The organism is Aromatoleum tolulyticum, assembly GCF_900156155.1.
In the GTDB taxonomy this organism is placed as follows: Bacteria; Pseudomonadota; Gammaproteobacteria; order Burkholderiales; family Rhodocyclaceae; genus Aromatoleum; species Aromatoleum tolulyticum.
This window is the reverse complement of the sequence record NZ_FTMD01000006.1, coordinates 219,259-236,799: the sequence shown is the minus strand read 5'-3', so window position 1 is coordinate 236,799 and position 17,541 is coordinate 219,259. Positions and strand designations below refer to the sequence as shown.

Sequence of the window (17,541 nt, the reverse complement as noted above, 5' to 3'; positions counted from 1 at the left end):
GCGCAACGGACGATCACTCCATGCCCCTGCCCCATCTGAGCAGCCTGCCCAAGCTCCTCGACCGCGAAGTGCGCGACAAGAACCTGCGCCTGCTCGGCTGGCGGGCGAAGGAGTTCGCCTGGTCGGTGCTGCGGCCGGCGATGCCCGATCCGGTATTCATCATCGGCTGCTCGCGCTCGGGCACGACAGTCACTTTCCAAACCATCGCCGCGTCGGGCCAATTCCTGCATTTCGATTATGAAATTCCGCAGTTCTGGAACAGCCTGTACGGTCCGCTCAACAACGGCTGGAAGTCCGAGGCAGCCGGTGCGGAGGACGCCCGTCCCGAGCACCGCGACCGCGCGCTGGCCCATTTCTATGCCCGGCTCGGCGCCGGCCCGGTGCTCGACAAGACCTGCATCAACACGCTGCGCGTGGCCTATCTGCATACCCTATTCCCGCAGGCGAAGTTCGTCTTCATCCAGCGCGACGGGCGCGACAACGTCAGCTCGATGATCGACGGCTGGCGCCTCGGGCGCGTCGATGGGGGATTCGGACTGGAGCGCAACTTCGGGCCGTCGCCGGTGCCGGTGGCGATCAACGGCGGCGAGTTCCATGAATGGCATTTCTTCATCCCGCCCGGCTGGCGCGACTACAACACCGCAAGGCTGGAGGAGGTGTGCGCCTGGCAGTGGGTGACGGCGAATCGGCTGGCGCTCGACGCTTCGCGCGCGATCCCCCCTGCACAATGGATACGGCTGCGCTACGAGGATCTGTTCGAACGCCCCGTGGAGATGTTTCGCGAGGCCTTCGCGCGCCTCGATATCCCGTTCGACGAACCCATGCAGGCGCGCTGCGCGAGTCTGACAAGCCGCCCGACGAGCATCGTCAAGGGCGCGCCCTGCCCGCAGAAGTGGAAGGAACACAACCCGGCGGCGATCGAGCGCATCCTCCCGCTGATCACGCCGCTGATGCGGGAAATGGGCTATGACCCGAACGACTGAGACGCCGACGGTCAGCGTGATCATCCCGGCCTGGAACGCCGCATGGTGCGTCGGCAGGGCCATCGACAGCGTATTCGCGCAGGAGTATCGCGACTTCGAGCTGATCGTCGTCGATGACGGCAGCACGGACGATACGGCCGCGGTGCTGGCGACGTACGCAGACCGCCTGCAGGTCGTCACGAAGCCGAACGGCGGCATGAGCAGCGCACGCAATGCCGGCATCCGCGCGGCAAGGGGACTCTACCTCGCGTTTCTCGACGCCGACGATCGCTGGCTGCCATACAAACTTGCTCGCCAGGTCGCGATGCTCGGCAGTCACCCGGAACTGGCGTTTTGCGCCGCCGTCGCGACGATCGAAGACCTGCAGGGCAGGACACTCGGCGAGTGGCGTGGCGCGCAGGGGCGGACCGCCGATGTCGCGGAGGTGTTCGAGAATCATACGGCGGTGGCAGGGGGGGCATCGGCCGTGCTGGCGCGGCGTGACCTCGTCACAAGGCTCGGGGGCTTCGACGAGACGCTCGCCGGCGCCGAGGATACCGATCTCTGGATCCGCCTCGCCGCTCACGGCGGTTTCGCCTGCATTGACGAGCCGATGGTCGTGGTGCTGCGCCGCCCCGACAGCGTGAGCCGCAATTTCGAGGCGATGCGCCGCGGCGCCCTGACGATGATCGGCAAGAATCGCAATCTGCTGCCGGAGGAACTGCGCGACGCGTTCTGGCGCAAGGTCTATGCGGGAACGCTTTGCGACTATGCGAAATGGGCCTATCGCGACGGGCGACGGGGGGCTGCTCTGCGCGACGTCCTGACCGCCCTGTGGGTGTCGCCGCTCGAACGCGGCCGGCTGGCGATCAGTCTCGCGCTGGCCATGCTGACGGGACAGCGGATCTGATGCGTGAATCGGCGAAATGAGTGAAGCGGACATGACGAACGGCGGGGCGACAACAACGGCGGGGATGAGCCTGACGGTCCTGATTTGCACGCACAACCGCGTCGAGTTGCTGGAACGGGTCATCGCCTCGCTGAATGCGGCTCACCGGCCGCCCGATACCGAGGTGCGGCTGCTGGTCGTGGCAAATGCGTGCACCGACGGCACGCATGACCTCCTCGCCAACTACTACCGGATCGGTGACGAGCTCCTGCCGCTGGACTGGATCGCGGAACCCACTCCGGGCAAATCCCACGCCCTGAACCGGGCGCTGCCGCAGGTGAGCGGTCGCGTCGTGGCCTTCGTCGATGACGATCACCGGGTCGACAGCGATTACCTGGTCGAGATTGCGAACGCGGTGCGCAAGTGGCCCGAGGCGGGTCTGATCTGCGGGCGAATCCTGCCGGACTGGGACGGCACCGAACCCGAGTGGGTGCACGACGACGGCCCCTATCGCATCTATCCGCTCCCGGTGCCGCGCTACGACCAGGGCGACACGCCGATGCAGGTCGACCTCGACGGCGCGATTCCCGGCGGCGGCAATCTCGTCGCGCATACGGACGTGATCCGCGCAACCGGGCCGTTCCTGACCGAACTGGGTCCGACCGGGCACGACCTCGGCGGGGCCGAGGATCTCGAATGGATCCGGCGGGCGCTGCGTGGCGGGGCGACCCTGCGCTACGCGCCGGCGATCGTCCAGTACCACTTCGTCGACGGCGAGCGGCTGACGCTGTCCTACCTGATGCGCAAGGGCTTCCACCGCTCCAAGTCGGTGATGCGTTTTCGCCGCACGGAAAGCGGCGTGCCGCTGTACATGTGGCGCAAGGTCGCCAGCTATGCAAGCGGCTGCGCACTCGCACTGAACGCGCAGGCGCGGCGCTTCTACCTCGTGCGGATTGCTTCGGCCCTCGGCGAGGTGAGCGGCATGCGCGAGGCCGCGCGGCATCGGCGCCGGCGCGCCCGTCTCCCTTGGCTGCCGGTGCAGACCAGCCTTGCGCTGGCAGGGCTGCTCGGCATCACGGGCTTCGTGGTCGCCGCACATCTGGCCTGGCCGCGGGTGATGGACGCGCTGCTGCCGGCAGCGCTGGTTGCAGTCGCGCTGGCGCTGTCGCTGGTCGCAAAATCGGTCGTCGACTTCTCGCAGACCGGACCGCAGCTGCGCGAGGAAATCGTCAAGCGCTACCGCGCCTATTTCCCGTTCGCGATGGCCCGCCTGGGCCTATGGACCTTCGCCGTCGGCCTGTTCTGCGCACTGCCGGGGGCGGTCGTCGCGACGGCCTCGGCCGATGCGCAGGGGATGCCGTACGCCCCGTGGCGGACGGGACTGGGCGCGCTGCTGACACTCGCACTCGCAAGCGGCTACCTCACCTGCCGCACCCTCGTGCAGAACCCGGGGTTGATCGTGGCTTCATGGCAGTACCGAACCGATCGCCTGCATCGTCTGTGGAGCCTGTTGTCCGCCGACGGCCTCCGCCGGGCCGCGTCGCTCGGAGCCGTCGGCGTCGCCGGACTTGCCGCGGCGCTGGTGCTTGCGCTCGCCGTTACCGGCCACGGGGAATCCGCCGCGGCCTTGACCAGCCTGGCGATCGGCTACTGGGGCGTGTTCGTGTTCGCCCTGTGGGAGCCGGAGGGCAACACACCGGTGCAGCACCAGCGCGCTCGTCCGAACCTGCTCCTGATCGGCTCGGACACGCTTCGTGCCGATCGCGTCGGCGCGTTGCGGAACGGTCAGTCGCTGACACCGCACATCGACGCACTGGCCGAGCGCGGCACGCGCTTCGACACCTGCTACGTGCCATGCGCGAGGACGGCACCGAGTCTGATCTCGCTGCTTACGGGAACCTGGCCCCACACGCATGGCATACGCGACAACTTCGTGGCCGATGACGAGACACAGCTCGAAATCCAGGCGCTGCCGATGATCCTGCGTGCGCTCGGCTACCGGACGGCGGCCGTTTCCGACTGGTGCGGTGCGGATCTCGGAAAGTTCTCGCTCGGTTTCGACGTCCTCGATCTCCCCGAGGACCAGTGGAACCTGAAATACCTGATCCGGCAGGGCCCGAAGGACATCCGCCTGTTCCTGTCGGTGTTCCTGCACAACCGGATCGGCCGCCTGCTAGTCCCGGAAATCCATTACCTCGGCGGCACGCCGCAGACGACCCAGCTGGGCCAACGCACCCGCCGGCTGATCTCGCGCCTCGCGAGCACCGCCGAACCGTTCATGCTCAACGTCTTCTACTCGACGACGCACCCCCCTTTCGCCTCGGAATACCCGTTCTACCTGCGCCATGCCGATCCCGACTATGCCGGCGCGTCGAAATTCGCCATGGCACGACTGACGGACCCATTCGAGATCATTCGGCGGCAAGGCGAGCCGCGCGAGGAATTCGACCTCGACCAGATCCTCGCGCTATACGACGGCTGCGTATCGCAGTTCGACGATGAAGTCGGCAAGATCATGAGCCACCTGGAAAGCAGCGGCCTCGCCGACAACACGATCGTGGTCCTGTACAGCGATCACGGCATGGAGTTTTTCGAGCACGACACCTGGGGCCAGGGTAACTCGGCAGTGGGCGATTTCAGCGCGCGAGTGCCGCTCGTGATTGCCGATCCACGCAAGAAGCGGCACCTGCGGATCGATCAGGTGGTGCGCTCGATCGACCTGCTGCCTACCGTGCTCGACCTCCTCGAAGCTCCGTCGGTGAAATGCGACGGTGTCTCACTGGCCGCGGCGATGGACGACCCGCACCTGGATCTCGGTCTGAAGGCCTTCAACGAAACCGGCATCTGGATCGCCCACGTTCCGGGATTGCCGCCGGATCATCTGAGCTACCCGGACCTGCTGGAACTGCTGGATATCCCCAATGAAACGAGCGGATCGCTGTCGATCAGGCAGGAATACAAGGATCGCGTGATCATCGCCAAGGATCGCATGATGCGCCACGGACGGTGGAAACTCGTCTATCAGCCTCTCGAACGCGGCATGCGGCTGGCGCTGTTCGACGTGGAGACCGACCCGGACTGCACGCACGACATCTCGGCAGTGAACCCCGAGCAGGTGGAACTGCTGTGGCACGAATTGCGCAACTGGATCGAGCGCGACCCCGTCGCACGCCGCCATTTGCGGACGTATCACAACACGTCCACGGCTACTCCGGCTTCTTCTCCTGCGTTGACTTGAAGGACTCGACCCAGCGGCGCTGGATCTCCTCCGGCGGGCAGAAACGACAGGAGCGGCCTGCGCTCGCTGCATCCGGCGGCCCTGCCTGCTCTCCCTCGGACGACTTATCCCGTTGTTCTGCATCTGCATCGACCTGAATGACCGGATCGACGGGCGGCAAGCCTTGAGGCTCGGGCACATCCGGTTCCACGGCCTTCTTTTCCGGGGCAGGCTCGACGCGCGCAATCGGCTCGGGGAAGGGCTTCTTTCCACCGAGTTCCAGATAACGCTTCTGCAGCAGCGTGGCTTCGGGGTTGTGCCGCAGTCCGCGTGCGATGGTCTCGCGCGCCTCCGCCTTCTTTCCGCCTTCTTCCTGAAGCAGAGAAAGTTCGTTGAAGGCATTGACCTCCGTTGGGTCGGTCTCGATCGCGGTGGAGAATTCCTGCGCGGCCAATGTCTTGTCACCCTTGAGCTTCAATGCCCTGCCCTTGTCCACATGGACCTTCGGCCGCATGCTGAATGCCTGCGTCGTATGCTGGAGAACATAGTCGCAACCATCGATCGCGCTCTCGAGGTTGTACCTGAAGGTCGTCTTGTCACCCATGGTGCGAATCGCACGATAGCGGAACCGAATGCAATCGCAGTAATGGTGCATGTGCTGCCAATCGCGGCGATTACCCCGGTCTTTGGCTCCAGCGCCATACACGTAGGTGGAACAGAGCGCTTCTTCCTGTTGAGTTCTGGCGAACGGCTCGACAGCCCCTGCCGGTGCGGCCAAGACCGCGAGCGCAAGCAGTACCCCAAGCTTCTTTTCGTCCAGCATTGTCGTCAGTCCTCCAAAGTCCTGCACCCGGCCGGCCCTACAGGGCGCTCCGGGTCCGGATTGCCACCGCGTCCCAGCCAAACTCCCCGCGCGCCCTCTGCATCGCCTGCCGCGCCAGCGCGTCGAGTTGCGCCCCATCCTCAAGCAGGCGACGGATCGCCTCCGCGACGGCAGCCTGATCGTCTCCGTCGGCCCGGATTCCGGTTACCCCGTCGAGCACGGCGGATCCGGTACCACCGGCCTTGCCCGCGATCGAGGCCTTGCCGCAGGCAGCCGCCTCGAGAAAGACGAGCCCGAAGCCCTCCGTATCGCCATCGATATCGCGATTGACGAGCAAGAACAGGTCGCACGCGTTGTACCACCGCGGCAGATCGTCCATGGCCACGTGCCCCAGCAGATGGACGTGCTCCTGCACGCCGGCATCGCGTGCCACACTTTGAAGATAGGCGCGATCTTCGCCGATGCCCACGATCGCATAATGCACGTCATGCCCCGCAGCGCGCAGGGCCGGCAGGCAGCGGATCACCGTATCGAACCCCTTGCGCCGGCTGAGTCGTCCCACCGACAGCAGCAGGCGCGCGCCGCGCGGCAGCCCGATGCCGTCGCGGAGATCCTGGAACGGGAGGCCGGGGCGGAAACGCTGGATATCGACCCCGGGGTTGATGATGACGATCCGCTCGCGGGAGACCCCCATACCGGCGAGCACCTCGCAGGTGAAATTGCTGTTGGCGACGACGTGATCGGCGTGCCGCAGGACGAAGCACATCACCCTGAACTTGTTCCCGTGCCCCCAGCCGGTCAGTTCCTCGCCATGCGCGTACACGACCACCGGCCGGCCGGTAAGGCGAGCGACGCCCAAGGCGACGAGCCCTTCCGGGAGCGCGCGACCGGCGTGGACCGCATCGAAGCGCTGACGCAAGGCCAGCGCGAGAGACTTTGCGAAGAGCTTGAGGTACATGCCGAGCGATTCGGGCCGCAACCAGCGCACGCGGCGCAGGCCGACGCGGTGGACGGCATTGGGGTGATCGGCATCATGAGCGGCATCGCCTGGCACTGCGGCAGTGACGATGGCAATCTCCTTCCCCCCCAGACGCCGGTAGACTTCGTCGAACCAGACGGCGGTTCCGCCCTTGGTCGGCAGGAACAGTTCGGTAATGACGAGATAGCCCTGCTTCATCGGTCGTTGCATCCATCCGGAATCCCGAAGGAGTCTAGCAACCGGCAGCACCCGGCGAGCGTCGGAATGTCACGTCGCCGAACAAATATCGAGCCGCTCGCAGGACCGCCCCCAGACCGCTGAATTTGAGCAGCCGAGCGGCCTCGGGGTCGCGCTCCAGTCGCGCGCACCAAACGGCGAGACGCGGCCGCAGCGCCAGCACGCGCAGAGGGGAACCTGGATCGCGCAGCGCCCCGGCAAGTTCCGCCGTGCTCATGAAGCGCAGGTCGGGATGGCGCGCCAGCGCCCCGCGCAAGGCACGCTCCAGCTCCGCGATGGCGGCATCGCGCACCGGGAGCGGTCCGACAAAATTCGCGCGGTGGGTCTCCAGCAGGACGGGCCGACCTTCGGCGACCTTCTCCGCAAGAGCTTCCCACACCCGTTCCGCGCGATGGCCGCGCAGCGGCTCGAAATACACGTCGCGCACGACGTAGCAGACGTCGCCACAACCGCGCTCGCCGTTGCGCATGCGCCGGGTCGGCGCGACAAGCTGCCCCGCCGCATCCCGCCCTTCGTAGCGGCGGCCAGGTGTCACGACACAGCGCACTCCGCTCGCCGCCCAGGCCTGTTCGACGCGATCGTCCCAGACGAAGGTGTTGGGCACCGCTACGTCCGGCGCATCGCCGAACACCTGCCGCAAGAGGTCGGCCTCCTCGCCCACCGCGCACACGATCTCCGCAGGAGCCAGGGGCGAACTCGGCAGTCGTGCGCAATCGACCCAGCGGCTCTGCAAGTAAGCAGGAAGGTCCTCGGTGCGTACCCCGGGGGTATGCAGCCAGCGCTGCAGAGCGTCGGATTCGGCAGGACTCGCGCTGGAGGCGCCTCCTCGAAGCCGGGCGAGCAGGGACGCAGGCCAGAAATGCTCCAACCCGTGGCGCTGAAGGGCAAACACGCCGACGCGGCAACCAGCCCGCATTGCCTCAACGATCGGCACAAAATCGCAATCGGCGAGGGACCTACGCGCATACCGTGTATTGCCCGATGCGAGCATCGCAGCCCCGTCGGGGACGGCGCCCACCACTCCGAGTGTCATCACAGCCGGATGCCCGGCGGCGTCGCGAACCGCTGTCAAGGTGTCCAACAGGACGCCCAAGGCCGTGGCATCCTCTGCCGGCCCCGGCCCCCAATCATCGCTTTCGATGATCACCACCGGACGCGCCAGCACCGGCTCACGCCACGCGGCGGCGAGCGCCCGCCCGTGCAATGCGATCAGCAATCCCACTGAGGCGCCGAACCAGCCGAGGATCAGGAAGAACAATATCCCCATCAGAAATCGAAGTAGATGAACTTCTGCGTCGGACCGCCGAAGACGACGATCGCGAGCACCAGGGAAGCATAGGCAACGCCACGCAGCGGGAACGGCACCCGCCACCACCAATCCACCCCGCGACGTTCGAAAACCGCGACGATGCGCGGCTCGATCAGAACGAGCACGACCGTCATGAGCACTCCGACAACTTCATACAGGCGCACCGACACGAGGGCGGCCGGCTCGGCAAGGCCCAGCATCGCCGCGCACACGGTCCACGCGTCGGTGAAGTTCGGAGCGCGGAAGAATACCCAGGTGAAATGGATCGCGACGAAGGTCAGCGGCCAGCCCAGCCACGACAGGGCGCGATCGAGCAATGCCCCTTCCGCGATACCCGCCACACGCAGCGCCGCATTGAGCAAACGGTGCCCGATCAGCAGGGTGCCGTGCAGGAATCCCCAGAACACGAAGGTCCAGTTCGCGCCGTGCCACAAGCCGCCCAGCAGCATCGTGATCATCAGGTTGCGGTAGCTGCCAAAGCGCCCGCTGCGGTTTCCGCCGATCGAAATGTAGAGGTAGTCGCGCAACCAGCGCGACAACGACATGTGCCAGCGGTGCCAGAATTCGGTGGCGCTGCGTGCCATATAGGGAAAGCGGAAATTCAGCGGCAGGGTGACGCCGAACATGCAGGCGAGGCCGAGAGCCATTTCGCTGTAGCCGGAAAAGTCGAGGTAGATCTCCATGCCGAACCCCAGCGTGGCCAGCCAGGCCAGCAGGAAATCGAGTTGCGCCGGTTGTGCGAACAGGGCATCGACCAGCGGGGCCAGATTGTCGGCCAGAAGCGCCTTTTTGATCAGACCACCGGCAAAGATGAAGGCGCCGATCTTGAGATTGCGCCAGCTCACCGGCTGCAGGTCTTCGAGCTGTGCCACAAGCTCATGGACACGCACGATGGGGCCGGCGATCAGCTGCGGAAAGAAGCTGACGAACAGGCACCAGTGGCGGAAGCTGATGCTGCGCGTGCAGTCGCCCCGATAGACGTCGATCATCGCGCTCAGCATGTGGAAGGTGTAGAAGCTGATGCCGAGCGGCAGCACCCAGTCGATCCACGCCGGGCGCGCCACGGCCACCTCCGCCCCCGCAACCCGCGCAAGCCACAATGCGGACTCGATCAACAGCGCAAGGTATTTGAAGCAACCGAGCACCGTCAGATTGGCTGCGATCGCGGTGATCATGAGCGCACGCGAGCGCGTCGCCAGCATGCCCCGATACACGAACCAGTTTGCCGTCACTGACGCGCCGAGCAGGATCAGGTAGGCCGGCTTCCACGACGCGTAGAAAATCAGGCTCGCCATCAGCAGCACCGTGGCACGCTGCGTCGGCGAGCGGGCGAGCAGGTATGTCGCCAGCACCGCGGCGAAGAACACGGCGAAGGACACACTGCTGAAGATCATCGCGCACCCACCCTCACGGGGCGGGCCCCGTCATCGGCCAGCGCCCGTCCGAGCATGGCACTGAAGCGCTGGGCGCCCCGGTCGTTAAGGTGGCCGGCGTTGACGAATTCGGCCGGATCACGCCGCTCGCCGGCGGCCAGTGCCAGCATGGGCACGTCGCGCGCGGCCAGCTCGGAACGGATTTTCAGGTAGGGCGCGGCCGCCGGGTGCGCCTCGTCGAGGTAGAGCACCTGACGCGTCAGCAGCGGGGGAAAAACCACGCTCGCCCTCACCCCGCACTGACGGAGCAGATCCAGCATCGCCAGCAAGTCGGCCGCGGCGATGCGGTCGGGCGGCGCGGTGGAGCCCGCCTCCTGGCGCATGACCTGGTCCGCATCCTGCGCCGCGGCGCCGAAACCGGGACGATAGCCCTGTCGCCGCGCGGCCCCGCCACCCACCGGCTCGACCGGCCCGAGTACGGCGCGAACCAGTTGCTCCAGTTTCGCCGGTTCGCGCAGTTGCTTGAGATTCCCCGCATAGCCCCAGCCACGCAGGATGCTTCGCGCGAGATTCGCGTAGTCACCGTGCGCAAGCATGCGCTCGCGGTCGCCGAAGAACACGAGATAGCCCAGAGAGTCATCGGCCTGCACGAGCCCCTCGTCGAGTCCGATAACGACCTGCTCGATCGCGCCCGGCCCTAGCAGGCGCGCGGAGTCCAGCCGGCGGACGATGCCATGGAGAACGCTCGCATTGGCGCCGGGCAGGCCGAGATTGAAGCCCGACGGGCCGGACCGGCCACCGGCGTGCTCGACGACCGTCACGGGATCGAAGCCGTTGTCGACGCGGCTGTTTCCCAGCAGCAGCAGGCGCGGCGGATTGCGCTCGACATGCAGGAGTTTGTCCATCGCCCGCCCCGCCGCGAACACCGCGCGAAACCGATGCAGGACCGTGTCCGAATGCAGCAGGGCCTCTGCTCCCAGCAACAGCACGATAGCCACGGCAATCCCCGCGCCCGGACGCAGCCATGCCCGCTTCATCGCGATGCCCTCGAACGTTTGCATGTGCAAGCGTGACCTCTGCGGCATTCCCGCCACACGGCATCGGCTACCATTGCCGCAGCCCCGATCAACCGGATGACGGCATGCTCATGAACACTCGACGGATCCTGTGCGGCTGGGTAAATCTCGCGGAGGCTGATGCTGCCCCGCCGGGGACACTGCAGGCAATGTTCGCTGCCGATGCGGCGGGCGAACCCGGAGGTCTGCTCGAAATGCACGGCGCGGGCTGCATCGCGACGGGGCCGGCGACAAGCTGGCTGGCACAGCACGCCAGCGCACGCCATGTGGCGGCGCTGCTCGGCCGGCCGCGCTGGACGGACGCGGCGACCGCAGCCCACGCGGCGGAGCACGGCCACGCTGCGGCCGCAATCCGGCGTTACGGTGAAGTCAGCGATCGGCTCCTGGATGATCTCCAGGGCAACTTCGCGTTGGTCCTGATCGACCTGGCGAAGGGCCGCACGTTGCTGGCCGTCGACCGCACCGGCATCGAGCGGCTGTGTTTCGCACGGGTGGGGCCCCTGTTGGTGTTTTCCACCAGCGCCCGCGCTGTCGCCGCACATCCGGCGATCAATGCCGCACTCGACCGCCAGGCACTGTACGAGTACCTCTATTGCCACATGGTGCCCAGCCCCGACACCGCGTTTCGCGCGGTCGAGAAGCTGCTGCCGGCGCAATGTCTGGTAGCGACCGGGGGAGACGCGACGCGGCACTTTTACTGGGTGATGCCCTTTGCACCGGACAATCGGGCAGACGAGGCGCATCAGGAACGAACGTTCAGGCAGCTCCTGCGTCAGTCGGTGCAGCGCCACGTGGATGAGCTGCCGGTCGGCGCCTTCCTGTCCGGGGGAACCGACAGCTCGACGGTTACCGGCCTGCTCGGCGAGGTCAGCGGCAAGCCGGCGCGCACCTTCTCGATCGGCTTCGACGCCGAGGGTTTTGACGAGCTCGATTACGCGCGCATCACGGCCCGCCATTTCGGTGCCGACGCGACCGAGTTCTACGTCACTCCCGAACATGTCGCCGAGGCGTTGCCGCTCATTGCCGCCGCCTATGACGAACCCTTCGGCAACGCGTCCGCCGTGCCGACCTACTTCTGCGCCCGCATCGCGCGCGAACACGGCATCGAGGCGATGCTCGCGGGTGACGGCGGCGACGAATTCTTCGGCGGCAACGCGCGCTATGCCAAGCAGGGAGTGTTCGAGCATTACCACTCGCTCGCGCCGGGGCTGCGGCGCATGCTCGAGCCACTGGTGCTGAATTTTCCGCTCGGATCGGCATTGATGCCGGTGCGCAAGGCACAGAGCTACATCCGGCAGGCGCGCATCCTGTTGCCCGACCGTCTGGAAACCTACAACTTCCTGCATCGCGACCCGCTCGCGGCAATCTTCGAGAGCGAGTTCCTCGCCGCGGTCGACACCGAACGTCCGCTGGCGCTGATGCGCGAAGCGTACTTTCGCGCCGCATCGCCGGAACCGGTCGATCGCATGATGCATCTGGATCACAAGATCACGCTGGCCGACAATGACCTGCGCAAGGTGTCGCGGATGTGCGAGGCCGCGGGGGTCGAGGTGCGGTTTCCCTTCCTCGACGAGGATCTGATCGCCTTCTCCGGCACGCTGGCCGTGCGCCAGAAGGTGAGCGGCACCCGTCTGCGTGTATTTTTCAAACAGGCGCTGCGCGACTTCCTGCCGGGCGAGACGATCACCAAATCCAAGCATGGCTTCGGCCTGCCGTTCGGCCTGTGGCTCGCCGCCGACGGTCCGCTGCGTTCGCAGGCGGTCGCCGCACTGGACAGCCTCGCCCGTCGCGGGATCGTTCGTCCGGACTATCTGCAGAAGCTGTGGCGGGAACATTCGTCGGGCCATGCGAGCTATTACGGAGTCATGATCTGGGTACTGACCCAACTGGAACTCTGGCTGCAGCGGAATGGCGGTCCGGCCGAACCTTGAGCGGCACGGCCTCGCGCACGCGGGGTGATCCCGCCGCCGGTGCAGCGACGCCGAAGGCACGCTTCCCGGCGGCTTCGGCTTCACGCACCAATACTCTCGCGACCACCACGATCAGCACGAGGTTGTAGTAGTAATCAAAGTACGCCATGCCGAGGAAGGCACCCGCGGCGAGATAGGCGACGACGCTGACCTGCACCATCGCGGCGAGATCGCCCAGCCAGGCATGCTCGGAATCCGGTTTGACAGCCCTCGCGACGGCGCTCGCCGACCGCCAGGTGAATATCGCCAGCAGCAGGAACAGGAACAGACCGACGAAGCCGTGTTCGCCCAGCACTTCGAAATAGATCGAGTGCACGTCACGAACGTTGGATGGATCGGGCGCATACAGATAGAACATCTCGCGCTGGAAGGTTTCGAAACCGCCGCCCAGCGGCCGGTCCATCGCAAGATGAAACGCCATCCACCACGCGTTGATGCGCCCCAGCGCGGACTGGTCCTCCTGGTAGGTATTGATCGTCGCCATGCGCTCGTACCACGCCTCCGGCATGATCATCCAGATCATCAGTATCGACAGTCCCGCAAGTACGACGACGAGAAACTTGTGCCGAGCCTTGAGCCAGAACACCAGACCCATCGCGGCCATGCCCAGCAACGCGCCACGCGACTGTGTCCCGATCGCCCCGATCGCCGTGAGCACGGTTGCCAGGTACACCGCGGGTCGCAGCCAGCCATGCACGGTGCTGCGCGCAAGGAAGTACAGCAGCGGCACGGTCATCGCAAGGGCCAGACCAAGCTCGTTGTTGCCTTCGATAAAGGTGCCTGACGGCCCCTGCACACGGTACACCCCGCCATTGACGATCGTGAAGATGCCGCCCTTGACACCGTAGAACGCCAAGGACAAGGCGATCGTCCAGACGAGGGCTTTGAGCCTCTCGGGTGTGTTGATGAGGATCATCGCGACGAAGATCATCAGTTGGATCTTGATGACCTTCTCGAACTGTGGCCAGGCCAAGATCGGGTAAGCCGCAAAGATCGTCGTGACCAGCATCCACCCGACAAAAAGCAGCAGCACAACGGACTCCCGCTCCCACGGGATGCGCTTCGGCTCCTTCGACGGCAACATCGCGATCAGCGTCGTCAGGGCCACGATGTAGGCGAAGGGCATCGTCGTGCTGAACCCCCACGCGAGGCGATGCGGATTCATGAAGCCGAGCCACGTCCACACGAGGATGCCGATCCACGGCCGCCTGAGGATGAACGGCAGGGTCGCGAAAACCGCAAACGTTACTGCGATATCGCGCATGCGGTGTCGACCTCACGAATATCCCGCGTCTCGTCCGCAGGAAACCAGCGGGTACGCGCCGGTAGCCGGATGTCGGCGGGAATGCCGTGTGGCATCCGCCGGGCAAGCGCACGCTCGTGCCGCAGCAGGCGATCCTTCACCTGATAGAGGCGCCCCCGGCCCGGCTGCTGCTGACCGAAGCGCTCGCCGGCAGCGACACGATCGAGGAGTTCCGCGAAGACATCGGTGCTATGCGCGACCGCGCGCCAGAACAGCGTCAGCTCGTCGTCGCCGGGCCTGACCTCGGGACTGGCGTGGGCGATGAGGCCGCCAGTGTCGATGCCGGGATCGATGTAGTGGATGGTGCAGCCCACCTGTTCCGGCTCGCCGTTGTGCAGCGCCCAGAACGTACAGTCGGCGCCACGATACTGCGGCGAAAGGCCGCCATGCAGATTGACGAGCCGCGGACGGCCCGCCTCCAGCAACGCGCCCTTGATCAGCGACGTACCGAACACGGCGATGAGATCGGGCGACAACGCGGCGACGAGATCGGCCACGCCGGGATGATTCACGGTCGGAAAGCTGCGGACGAGGTCAGCGCGATCGAGCGTGGCCGGCGCGTCGCCAAAGAAAAATCTGGCCTCGCGGTCGCCCGTGTAGCGCCTCCGGTCGCGCAGCCAGCGCCAGGCTTTGCTGGACAAAGTCTTCAGCCGCAGCACCCGCAGGATCTTCTCGCGGTTCCACTCCGCTCCGCTTTCCTGAACGATCGCGAGGACGTCGGCGCGCCCGCACAAGGCATTCGCGAAATGCAGGTGACGCGGCGCCCCGCCGCACAGGATCAGCAGGCGCAGCCGGCTCATGCGGGAACCTCGCACTCGCGTCGCGCGACAAGCGGCGGCAGCGCGCGGCCGGTTTCGTCCATGATCAACGCATCGGCAAAGAACTTGGCCGCCCAGTTCGGAAACTCGAACCGCGAATAGTCGCCCCAGATCGGCACCGAGCCCGGGATTGCGCCGCGCACGATGTCGTCTTCGTCGGCGAGGCGCTGCGTCCTCTTCACGTAGCCGATCGCCCGGCGGGCTGCAGCGGTGAAGTCGCCCGAACCGGTCATCTGTCCCAGACGCAGCCAATTCAAGGCCATTTGCGCCACACCGGTCACACAGGCGTAGGAGTAGGTCGTGACCCAGCCGTCGCCGTAGCGTCCGGCGAGCCAGCCATTGTCCCGCAACACCCCCATCATTCCGCGCGCTGCGCGCTCCGCGGCCTGCAGGTAACGCGCGTCGTCGAGCAATGCGCCGCATTCGAGGAATCCCCGGATCGCGTAGGCGATCGTGTGCGTGAACGGATCCTGGCCAGCGGTGAAGGCATTGGTCCGGAACCAGCCGCATTCGGTCTGCTGGGTAAGCGCCCAGTCGAGATTGCGCCGCGCGCCATCGACGAGGCGCCGTTCACCCGACAGCTGGCCGGTCGCGGCGAGCGCCCAGATCGCCCGCGTGTTGTAGACGTGCGGCACGCCGTTATGCTCCGAGCGCCGGAAACAACCGTCCGCGTCCTGCTGACGAACGAGCCACCAGCCGGCGCGCACCGCAGCGTCGAGACATTCGGTGCGCTGCAGGCTCACCGCCCCGGCGATCATGCCGTGCATGATCTGGCCGGTATTGAAGATCACCGGCTGGCTTCCCGGCTCGCCGAAATGCCCGGGAAAGGCGCCGTCCTCATGCTGCAGCGACATCTCCCAGTCGATCATGCGCCGCGCCCGCTCAAGGAGTTCGGGCCGTTCGAGGAGTTCGGCGGCGGCAATGAAGGTTTCGATGATGTAGCCGGTGGTCTCCGGGTAACCGGGCAACCAGCCGTCCTCGAAGCTCCACCCGGCGGAAACGCCTCCCGCGTCGGACTCGCGCATGCGCACATCCTGCGCGCGGCACAACCAGTCGATTGCCGCCTGCAGGTGCGTGCGGTGCTCGCGCTCCGGCTGACGTGCGGCGCCGCCGAGGTCGTTGAGGATCAGGCGTGCGTGGCGCGGCGACCACGGCTTGTAGCGCAGGGGCAGGCGCAGGACCGCGAGCGAATTCATGCCGTGCCCCCGGTTGCGGACTGGAGGCGTGGTGCCAGCGCGACATGGCTGACTACATAGCGGTGTTTGCCGGATGCCTCGGGGGGGATCTCGTCGAGCAGGCGGCATTCGACGCGCAAGTCGGCCCCCAGCCGTGCCCTCAGCCCCGTCACAATCTGCGCCTCGCGTTCCGGCGACCAGGCGCGATCCGGGACCACCTGGACCTCGATCACGTCGGGCGCATGCTGGATGCACTTGAACTGCTTGATGCCGTCGACCGCCCGCAGCACATAGATCACCGCCAGCGCGTGCATGACCGTGCCGTCCGAGCGCACGACGAAGTCGGTCTGCCTGCCGGCGACCTGGTCGATGACGTGCAGACCACGCCCTGCGCGGCAGGCCTCCGCCGACAGACGCAGCACGTCGCCGGTCCGGTAGCGGATGAAGGGCTGCCCCTCCGAACACAGACCGGTCATGACAGCCTCCCCTGTCTCGCCGCTGGCAACGGGCTGACCTTGCGCATCCAGCACCTCCAGCACAATGCTCTCGCTGATCAGCAGCATCTGCCCTTCCGGCGTCTCATGCGCGGTGAATCCGATGTCGCGGCTGCCGAATTCGTTCGCGACCGGCACCCCGAATACCGACCCGATCAGCTCCCGCTGGTGCTCGAACAGCGGTTCCCCGGTCGTGCATACGACCTTCAGCGTCGGCAGGCGCATGTCCGCACCACGATCCTGCGCGTGCGCCGCCAGCAGCGCGATCGAACTGGCGTAGCCATACACGCACGCAGGCCGGTAGGCGCGGATGGCATCGAGATAGCCGTCCATCGCCGCCTCGGACATATTGAACGCATTCAGCACGAGCTGATTGAGCAGTCGATCACGGACGACTTTGACTACATCGGTCTTGTTCAACTCGACCGGAGCGCCCCACAGATAGACCTCGCGCTCGCCGACTTCCACGCCCCACCAGCGACGCGCGCGCATGCGGCCCGCTGCGTCCGACGCCTGGCGTGCGCGGCCGAAATAAAAGGACAGCGGCACGCCGCTGGAGCCACCGGTGTTGTAGGGAAACACTCCCCCGGGCGCGTCGCGCCAGACGATCTCGTCGCGATGGGCGCGGGCGTCCGCCTTGTCCATCGTCGGCAGCTTGAGCAGATCGACAAGCGCCATCTCGCGGCCATGAGGGTCGAGTCCGGCCTCGTCGATCCGTTGGGCAAACCACGGGCTGTGCGCGTGCGCCGTGCGCAACAATGAGCCGAGCTTGCGCGCCTGCAGCGATTCGATCTCGTCGCGCGGCAACCACTGGCTGCGTTCGAGCTCGTCGAGATACGTGAAGGTGGGGCGGCCCATCAAGCGCTCGTGGAGCGGAAACAGCGCATCACTGACCAGTCGGGCAGGCAGGCTCATC

At 66.2% G+C, this 17,541-nt stretch carries 13 protein-coding genes; 4 read left to right on the top strand and 9 right to left on the bottom strand.

Annotated elements, in window-relative coordinates:
• The first annotated feature begins 20 nt into the window (after nucleotides 1-20).
• Genes BW991_RS11240 through BW991_RS11230 form a run of 3 tightly spaced genes read left to right on the top strand, consistent with a single transcriptional unit; the run spans nucleotide 21 to nucleotide 5,089 of the window.
• Nucleotides 21-983, top strand: coding sequence for a sulfotransferase family protein (locus tag BW991_RS11240; RefSeq protein WP_076602197.1), 963 nt, complete (start codon nucleotides 21-23; stop codon nucleotides 981-983).
• On the top strand, nucleotides 967-1,872 hold the full coding sequence (locus BW991_RS11235; protein ID WP_076602196.1) for a glycosyltransferase family 2 protein: 906 nt from the start codon (nucleotides 967-969) through the stop codon (nucleotides 1,870-1,872). The genes BW991_RS11240 and BW991_RS11235 overlap by 17 nt, the downstream gene beginning before the upstream one ends.
• A 16-nt stretch (nucleotides 1,873-1,888) precedes the next feature.
• The gene (locus BW991_RS11230) at nucleotides 1,889-5,089 is read left to right on the top strand and encodes a sulfatase-like hydrolase/transferase (protein ID WP_076602195.1); all 3,201 of its coding nucleotides are present in this window, start codon (nucleotides 1,889-1,891) and stop codon (nucleotides 5,087-5,089) included.
• Here BW991_RS11230 and BW991_RS11225 read toward each other — a convergent pair.
• From BW991_RS11225 to BW991_RS11205, 5 genes are read right to left on the bottom strand one after another with little or no spacing between them, the layout of a single operon-like run.
• Nucleotides 5,058-5,891, bottom strand: coding sequence for a tetratricopeptide repeat protein (locus BW991_RS11225; protein WP_139335922.1), 834 nt, complete (start codon nucleotides 5,889-5,891; stop codon nucleotides 5,058-5,060). The two genes, BW991_RS11230 and BW991_RS11225, sit on opposite strands and share 32 nt — an antisense overlap.
• Before the next feature lie 37 nt (nucleotides 5,892-5,928).
• Nucleotides 5,929-7,068 carry a glycosyltransferase family 4 protein gene (locus BW991_RS11220; RefSeq protein WP_076602193.1) on the bottom strand — a complete coding sequence of 380 codons (1,140 nt, stop codon included), beginning with the start codon at nucleotides 7,066-7,068 and terminating at the stop codon, nucleotides 5,929-5,931.
• A 34-nt stretch (nucleotides 7,069-7,102) separates the two neighbouring features.
• Nucleotides 7,103-8,374 (bottom strand): hypothetical protein, encoded by a 1,272-nt coding sequence (locus tag BW991_RS11215; protein ID WP_076602192.1) that lies wholly within the window; start codon nucleotides 8,372-8,374, stop codon nucleotides 7,103-7,105.
• Entirely contained in the window at nucleotides 8,374-9,810 is a 1,437-nt protein-coding gene (locus BW991_RS11210; protein ID WP_076602191.1) for an MBOAT family O-acyltransferase, read from the bottom strand. The genes BW991_RS11215 and BW991_RS11210 overlap by 1 nt, the downstream gene beginning before the upstream one ends.
• Nucleotides 9,807-10,850 (bottom strand): hypothetical protein, encoded by a 1,044-nt coding sequence (locus tag BW991_RS11205; RefSeq protein ID WP_244551670.1) that lies wholly within the window; start codon nucleotides 10,848-10,850, stop codon nucleotides 9,807-9,809. The genes BW991_RS11210 and BW991_RS11205 overlap by 4 nt, the downstream gene beginning before the upstream one ends.
• Nucleotides 10,851-10,930: 80 nt before the next feature.
• On the opposite strand from BW991_RS11205, the gene BW991_RS11200 reads away from it, so the two are divergent.
• Nucleotides 10,931-12,796, top strand: coding sequence for an asparagine synthetase B family protein (locus tag BW991_RS11200; RefSeq protein ID WP_244551669.1), 1,866 nt, complete (start codon nucleotides 10,931-10,933; stop codon nucleotides 12,794-12,796).
• On the opposite strand, the gene BW991_RS11195 is transcribed toward BW991_RS11200, so the two are convergent.
• From BW991_RS11195 to BW991_RS11180, 4 genes are read right to left on the bottom strand one after another with little or no spacing between them, the layout of a single operon-like run.
• Nucleotides 12,729-14,099, bottom strand: coding sequence for a putative O-glycosylation ligase, exosortase A system-associated (locus BW991_RS11195; protein ID WP_076602190.1), 1,371 nt, complete (start codon nucleotides 14,097-14,099; stop codon nucleotides 12,729-12,731). The genes BW991_RS11200 and BW991_RS11195 overlap by 68 nt on opposite strands.
• A complete protein-coding gene (locus tag BW991_RS11190; RefSeq protein WP_076602189.1) occupies nucleotides 14,081-14,938 on the bottom strand; it encodes a formyl transferase in 858 nt (285 codons plus the stop codon). Before BW991_RS11190 ends, BW991_RS11195 begins: the two co-directional genes overlap by 19 nt.
• Nucleotides 14,935-16,152 carry a prenyltransferase/squalene oxidase repeat-containing protein gene (locus BW991_RS11185; RefSeq protein WP_076602188.1) on the bottom strand — a complete coding sequence of 406 codons (1,218 nt, stop codon included), beginning with the start codon at nucleotides 16,150-16,152 and terminating at the stop codon, nucleotides 14,935-14,937. Before BW991_RS11185 ends, BW991_RS11190 begins: the two co-directional genes overlap by 4 nt.
• Nucleotides 16,149-17,540 carry a phenylacetate--CoA ligase family protein gene (locus BW991_RS11180; RefSeq protein WP_076602187.1) on the bottom strand — a complete coding sequence of 464 codons (1,392 nt, stop codon included), beginning with the start codon at nucleotides 17,538-17,540 and terminating at the stop codon, nucleotides 16,149-16,151. Before BW991_RS11180 ends, BW991_RS11185 begins: the two co-directional genes overlap by 4 nt.
• Nucleotide 17,541 lies beyond the last annotated feature (1 nt).

Bases quoted from the DNA above. Each gene is read 5' to 3' on its own strand.
- BW991_RS11180 (WP_076602187.1), bottom strand. From the start codon at position 17,540: ATGAGCCTGCCTGCCCGACTGGTCAGTGATGCGCTGTTTCCGCTCCAC.
- BW991_RS11220 (WP_076602193.1), bottom strand. From the start codon at position 7,068: ATGAAGCAGGGCTATCTCGTCATTACCGAACTGTTCCTGCCGACCAAG.
- BW991_RS11230 (WP_076602195.1), top strand. From the start codon at position 1,889: ATGAGTGAAGCGGACATGACGAACGGCGGGGCGACAACAACGGCGGGG.
- BW991_RS11205 (WP_244551670.1), bottom strand. From the start codon at position 10,850: ATGCAAACGTTCGAGGGCATCGCGATGAAGCGGGCATGGCTGCGTCCG.
- BW991_RS11210 (WP_076602191.1), bottom strand. From the start codon at position 9,810: ATGATCTTCAGCAGTGTGTCCTTCGCCGTGTTCTTCGCCGCGGTGCTG.
- BW991_RS11200 (WP_244551669.1), top strand. From the start codon at position 10,931: ATGCTCATGAACACTCGACGGATCCTGTGCGGCTGGGTAAATCTCGCG.
- BW991_RS11225 (WP_139335922.1), bottom strand. From the start codon at position 5,891: ATGCTGGACGAAAAGAAGCTTGGGGTACTGCTTGCGCTCGCGGTCTTG.
- BW991_RS11240 (WP_076602197.1), top strand. From the start codon at position 21: ATGCCCCTGCCCCATCTGAGCAGCCTGCCCAAGCTCCTCGACCGCGAA.
- BW991_RS11185 (WP_076602188.1), bottom strand. From the start codon at position 16,152: ATGAATTCGCTCGCGGTCCTGCGCCTGCCCCTGCGCTACAAGCCGTGG.
- BW991_RS11235 (WP_076602196.1), top strand. From the start codon at position 967: ATGACCCGAACGACTGAGACGCCGACGGTCAGCGTGATCATCCCGGCC.
- BW991_RS11195 (WP_076602190.1), bottom strand. From the start codon at position 14,099: ATGCGCGATATCGCAGTAACGTTTGCGGTTTTCGCGACCCTGCCGTTC.
- BW991_RS11215 (WP_076602192.1), bottom strand. From the start codon at position 8,374: ATGGGGATATTGTTCTTCCTGATCCTCGGCTGGTTCGGCGCCTCAGTG.
- BW991_RS11190 (WP_076602189.1), bottom strand. From the start codon at position 14,938: ATGAGCCGGCTGCGCCTGCTGATCCTGTGCGGCGGGGCGCCGCGTCAC.